Below are 950 nucleotides of genomic sequence, written 5' to 3' on the forward strand. Positions count from 1 at the left end.
CTGCAGGAGCAAGGCTTCGACGGGTTGGTGACGCGTTACCAGTACGATGCTGATACGGGCCGGCTGGCAAGTACCCAGGTCGGCCAGCGCCGCATCGACATCACCTTCGACCCGGTGGGGCGCCTGGTTTCACGGGTTGCCAGCCAGGGAGACCAGCGTCAGGAAGAGACCTTTGCCTACGATGGCAACGGCAACCTGATCCAGGCCATCAACGCCGCCAGCAAGCTGCAGTGGTTCCATGACCAGGCGGGCAACCTGACCCGCGAGCACCAGTATTACCTCGGTACCGAGGTACCGATGGTCGCGGTGTGGCAGCACGAGTACGACGTGCTCAACAACCGCGTCGCGACCATCCGCCCGGACGGGCACAAGGTCAGCGTGCTCACCTACGGCAGCGGTCACGTGCTGGGCATGACCCTCGACCAGCATGAACTGCTGGCCTACGAGCGTGATGACCTGCACCGCGAAGTGGTCCGGCATCAGGGCAACCAACTGATGCAGACCCAGGCGTGGGATCCAGTGGGGCGTCTGCAGGAGCAGTTGTTGGGTAGCCATGACGGCAAGTCCACGTTGCTCAAGCGCCAGTATCAATACGATGCCGTGGGCCAGCTGACCGATATCCACGACACCCGCCGTGGCCACCTGGCCTATCGGTACGATCCGGTCGGCCGCCTGCTGCAAGCCACCAGTCGCCTGGGTGTCGAGACCTTCGCCTTCGACCCGGCCGGCAACGTGCTGGACGACAAGACCCAGGAACTCAATCGCCCGCTGGAAAGCGACCCGCGGCGCAACAAGCTGATGGACAACCTGCTGCGTGAATACGCCGGGACTCACTACCAGTACGACGAACGCGGCAACCTGATCCATCGCCTGCACAACGGCGAAAAGGCGCGCCTCAGCTGGGACCTGTTCGACCGTTTGGTGCGCTTCGACGATGACAAGCTCAGCGT

1 pseudogene is annotated in these 950 nt (G+C 63.4%); it reads left to right on the top strand.

From position 1 onward, the window contains the following. Window positions 1-950, top strand: a pseudogene (locus JKP78_RS24925) (RHS repeat protein); the annotation flags it as partial.

The organism is Pseudomonas sp. LAM2023 (assembly GCF_016620375.1).
In the GTDB taxonomy this organism is placed as follows: domain Bacteria; phylum Pseudomonadota; class Gammaproteobacteria; order Pseudomonadales; family Pseudomonadaceae; genus Aquipseudomonas; species Aquipseudomonas anuradhapurensis.